Here is a 4457-nt window from a genome sequence, read left to right on the forward strand (position 1 = left end):
CTGAGAACGACCACCCGTTTACCGGCATAGGGCCAAGGTTCGAAGCCCTGCACGGTTTCAAAGGTTCGCGCCCCTAGAATGATCGTGTCGATGCTCGCGAAGAACGCCGCATACCCGCAATCTTCCCCCGCCGGAATACGGGAATTGGCCCGGTCCAGCCAATCGAGACCGCCGTTGGAGCGCGCGATGAACCCATCAAGGCTTATTGCAATAAAAACAGAGGTTTGCGGTCGCTTCATCACGTCGCCAATAAGAATAACCGTCGTGGTAGGAATGAGTGAGTCTCGACGAAAAAGCGGACCAATCCAAGGATTGATCCGCTTAGATCGGGGCAGGGAGTGAAATCCCATTCGCGAAAGGCCCCGAACTCCCCGCGCCGGTCCACCAAGGCGACCGTCGCGAATTTCAAGGCAATACTTACATCTGGATCGGGGCTTGAACGCCCAAACCGCTCCCCAGATTGTGATTATGACGTCGGTCCCACAGATAGGACTCGGTAATCACGGTATCGACGTCGTCGCCCAGTTTCTTGGTCCAGCATTCTGCCGTCCGACGGTCCATGAAAACCCCAAATCGCTTATCCGCTCCGGTCCGACTGCGCGCTTCTACAGTGTAGACGATATGCTCAGCCATGTTTTCCTCCGTGGCGGGACGGCACAACTGCCGCCGTGAGGAAACACTGCGCTGATAGGTTTATGTCGTCAAGATATTTTGTTTAAAAACAGTGTATTACGTAATTTACTTAATGTTAAATCTCAATCGGCGGATCCAGCGTATGAACCGTATGTAGCCCGACGAGCCCGCGCATCGGCACTTCCCCCAGTTTACGGCTGGGTTGGGAGAGCAAGGCGGCGAGATCGCTTGAGAACAGCAGCGGCGTATCGAAATCCTTGGTTTGGGCTTCCAGTCGCGCCGCGCGGTTCACGGCACCGCCGACGACATTAAAAGCCAAGCGGCTGGGGGAGCCGATATTGCCATGGGTAACGGTGCCGACGTGCAGCCCTACGCCGAAGCGGATCGGCGGTTCTTGGCGGCGCTGACGGCGATGGTTCACGACGGCAAGCCCGTTGAAGGCGTCGATAGCGGCATCTACCGCATTGTTCGCCGCAATGCGTAGGGCATTCGCGCCGTCCGCCGCGAAGACGATCAGAATTGCATCGCCAATGAACTGCAAAATCTCGCCCCCACGCGGGGCGGCGGCGGCGGCGACATGCTCGCAATATTCGTTCAACAGCTCGATCAACTTCGCGGCAGGCAGGCTTTCGGTGAGGCCGGTGAAATTGCGCAGGTCCGAATACCAGATGGCCGCCTGGATCACCTCACTATCGCCGCGCTTGATCGACCCCGCCAGCACCTTATCGGCAGTGCGCGGGCCGACATAGGTTTCCAAGAGGGTTTTCGACAGAAAGCGCAACTCCAGCGTTTCGAACAGTGGCGTTAAGAACAGCACCAGCGCGCGCAGCTTGGCGAGATCATCGTCGCTAAAACCCTCGGCGGCGCGGGAACCAAAGCTGACGAAATTGCGCGTGCCGTTGGAAAACACCATGGGCAGCGCAACATAATCGCTAATCTGCTCCTGCACGAGGTCATCAAAAAAGCTCGGCTGATTATGCTCAAGCAGGCCGAGAGCCGGGCGATAGCGGATTTCGGCACCGCCCGCGCGAATATGCTCAATCGGGCTGCCTTTAAAGTCCGGGCGCAGGCTGACGGCGTGTGGTGCCAGGAAAATGCTGGTGCCGGTCTCTTTGAACCAACTGACCGACCAGGCTATAAGCTGCGGGTGGAGGGTTTCGACGGAAACGTGCAGCCGGTCCAACGGCAATCCCAGGATCAGCAGCCGCTCGGTGAGGCCCGCGACGAGGGCTTCAGCATTATGGGCGCGCTGACCTTCCGTGAGCAACCATTCCGCAATCGGGGCCAAGCTCCAGCCCTCGCTGGGGCCGAGAAGCTTTTCGCGGGAACAGAGGAGGGCGGTCATCGGCGGTTTTTCCTTTCTGTCCGGGAATATGCCCGGTAAACAGCGTGCGTTGATTAACGGTGTTAATCGTGCGCGCCGTTGGACAGATAGGAAGGTTAAACGAGAATATCTAGATAGTGACCGCGAAAATATCGTAACGGCAGCAGGATTTGCCCATCGATGAAGATAGCCTGCAAATCTTCCATCGTCGGAATCTTCGGCCGCCAGCGTTTGCGGTCACGATCATTGATCTTCTCGGGCTTTTCTGGCGAGCGCAGGCCGCCGACGCGCGTGTCGAGCTGAAGCCCACGATCGGTAATCGGTCCTTGAATGCGCTCAGCCATATCACTTCATCCTCGTTTGGATAAACGCACTATAACCAACTCTAAAGAAAGTGCAATTTACTTTGTACCACCAGACGAAAGCCGAATACTGGCAAGCGCAATCCGGTAGGCTTCCGGTGTATCAAGGTCGGCTAGCAATCCGGGATTGTCGCGGGGAAGCTCTAACAGCCGGTCGGGAAATCGATCCATCAAGCGCTTTGCCCCCTGATCGCCGGTCAAGGCCAGCATCTCCGGCAACAAGTCGCGTGCCCAAAGGGTGGGATTGCCGCGCTGGCCTTGCACAGTAGGAACAATCACGGCGCGGCCTGCTGCGGGGTCAAAAGCCTCTGCCAGGGCGCGCAAATCCTCGGCTCCGACCAGCGGCATATCGGCCAACGCGATCAGCAATCCATCCAGAGGTAGGGTTAGGGCGTGCTTTATTCCAGCAATCAGTGACCGACTGAGCCCGTCGGCATAGTCGGGGGCCTCAACCAGGGTCAGCGGTCCGGCATCGCTCGCCTCAAGCACCGCCCGAACCTCCGCCTGTCGGCTGCCGGTGACGACCAGGATCGGCGCGAAACAGCCCGCTTGCCGCAGATGCTCGGCGGTAACGGCGACCATCGGCTTCTCTGGGAAGGGCAACAGCAGCTTACTGTCCGGCCCCATCCGCCGCGACTGGCCCGCCGCGAGCAGGAGCGCGCCAAGGCGGGGCGCTTTCCGGGCTTCCGGTTCAGGCAGACGCGGTTGCGGGCGGCTTGGGATTTCCATGAGCAAACCGCCGATGCCCATGGCGCGAAGATCCGCTGCCCTCACCTCAATCCCGGCGGCAAACCGCTGTAAGACCCAATCGAAGCCGTTCAGTTTCGGTGAGCGCGCACAGCCGGGCAGCCCCAGCACGCGCGCCGCGCCAATCTGTCCCAGAATCAACAGATTACCAGGGTCAACGGGCATGCCGACTTGATGAACGATACCGCCCGCCTGCTCAATCCCCGCCGGGATGACGTCGGCCTGGTCGGCGACTGCGCTCGCGCCCATAATCAGGATCGGATCGAAGCCCTCTGCAACGGCTTGTTTCAGCGCCACGGCCACCGTGTCTTGTCGGTGCGGCAGCGTGCGCACGGGGGGCAGGACCGATCCCAAGGCGGCGAGGCGGGCCGCCGTCACGCTCTGGGCCTTTTCCGCCAAACTTAGCTTGGTGCCAGGCAATAGTGTGTGGAGTAGCAGCGGGCGCAGTGGTTTGAAGGGGGCGAGGCGCAAGGCTTCGACCGGCAAGGCCGCAATTGCTTGCTCGACCAACGCACCCGGCACGGCGAAGGGGATAATCTTGATCGTTGCGACCATATCCCCGGCCTGCACTGAGGCGAAGGGCGGTAGGGTTGCCAGCGTGAGCCGTTCATCGCGCCGGTTCAACTCTTCCAGCGCGGCGCGATCCAGCACCAGCAGGCCCGCGTCGACGGCAAACAGATTGACGCGCCCGGTAAAAGCCGCTTCCGCCCGCAATCCTGATCCGGTGAGGGCTAGGGCGAGGCGGGTCGCGGCGTCATCCTCGTGCAGATCGCCCGGCTCCAGAGCGGCGACGATGACGTGATCGTGCCCGGCGCTGGCCAGAAGGGCGCAATCGGCTTCGGTTAGCCGATGGCCTTTCTTGAACGGCGGCGTGGCGTGGGCGAGCAGGCCGCCAAGGCACTCCGATAGGGGACGGGAGCCGAACTGCATGGGGCTAGAGGCTAGCTTTCCCCAAGCGCCGCATCGCGGTGATTTGCGCCAAGATCGACAGGGCGATTTCGGCCTGCGTCTTTGCCCCAATCGCGAGCCCCACGGGGCCTTGAATGCGCTGAAGATCGGCGTCGGTAAACCCGGCCTCGGTCAAGCGCTGCAAGCGGCTGGTATGGGTCTTCCGGCTCCCTAAAGCGCCGATATAGAAAGCGTCGGACTTCAGCGCTGCGGTGAGCGCCGGATCATCGAGCTTCGGATCATGGGTGAGCGTGACGATGGCGGTGCGGCTATCGGGCTTTAGGGCGTCCAACGCCTCATCGGGCCAGTCGGTCGACAGGGCGATGCCGGGGAAGCGCTCCGGGGTGGCGAAAGCTTGGCGAGGATCGATCACTGTCACCGCATAGCCTAGGGCCTGCGCCATTGGAATGACGGCCTGCGCGATATGGACCGCGCCGACCAAA

6 protein-coding genes are annotated in these 4457 nt (G+C 60.9%); all 6 read right to left on the reverse strand.

Going from position 1 to position 4457, the window contains the following annotated elements; all coding sequences use genetic code 11:
* Positions 1 to 239 (reverse strand): dihydrofolate reductase family protein (locus tag ACIQ36_RS18680; protein ID WP_395832148.1); only part of this gene is annotated, 239 nt, incomplete at its 3' end.
* 178 nt (positions 240 to 417) lie between these two features.
* Entirely contained in the window at positions 418 to 561 is a 144-nt protein-coding gene (locus ACIQ36_RS18685) for a hypothetical protein (protein ID WP_395832150.1), read from the reverse strand.
* A gap of 187 nt (positions 562 to 748) precedes the next feature.
* Positions 749 to 1978 carry an adenylate/guanylate cyclase domain-containing protein gene (locus ACIQ36_RS18690; RefSeq protein WP_395832152.1) on the reverse strand — a complete coding sequence of 410 codons (1230 nt, stop codon included), beginning with the start codon at positions 1976 to 1978 and terminating at the stop codon, positions 749 to 751.
* A 95-nt stretch (positions 1979 to 2073) separates the two neighbouring features.
* Positions 2074 to 2301, reverse strand: a complete 228-nt coding sequence (locus ACIQ36_RS18695; RefSeq protein WP_395832154.1) for a hypothetical protein — start codon at positions 2299 to 2301, stop codon at positions 2074 to 2076.
* 57 nt (positions 2302 to 2358) lie between these two features.
* Positions 2359 to 3996: an NTP transferase domain-containing protein gene (locus ACIQ36_RS18700; protein ID WP_395832157.1), complete on the reverse strand. Its 1638-nt coding sequence runs from the start codon at positions 3994 to 3996 to the stop codon at positions 2359 to 2361.
* 4 nt (positions 3997 to 4000) lie between these two features.
* On the reverse strand, positions 4001 to 4457 hold a 457-nt coding region (locus ACIQ36_RS18705; RefSeq protein WP_395832160.1), incomplete at its 5' end, for an XdhC family protein.

It is taken from the genome of Elstera sp., assembly GCF_044372965.1.
GTDB lineage: Bacteria > Pseudomonadota > Alphaproteobacteria > Elsterales > Elsteraceae > Elstera.